Raw genomic sequence first — 262 nt, 5'->3', positions numbered from 1 at the left:
CTGGTTTTTGTGATCGGCATGATGGGTGCGTCGATCCTCATCCCTACGTTTATCCTGTTCAAGCGCCTCAACGATGCAGGTGTGCGGCTTAGCGACCAACTCAATCTCAGCGCACAGTCGCCGCAAGTAACGGCTCAACATCGCCGTCTGTTGCTGCACTGGGGCGCCAGCGTGATAGTGCTGGGTGTCTTCTGGTTGTGCGCCGTGTACCTGTCGGCGAACGTAGACAGTGGGCCTTTGCTGACCACCAGCTGGATTGTGG

The 262-nt window shown here is 57.6% G+C and carries 1 protein-coding gene; it reads left to right on the top strand.

Annotation, left to right across the window (positions count from 1 at the left end; translation table 11 throughout):
* Positions 1–262: hypothetical protein (locus AC0L3U_RS38870; protein ID WP_473365038.1), on the top strand; the 262-nt coding region annotated here is incomplete at both ends.

The organism is Bradyrhizobium sp. Kon69 (genome assembly GCF_055807515.1).
Note: the sequence above shows the minus strand (reverse complement) of the source record. Positions and strands in the feature narration are given on the sequence as shown.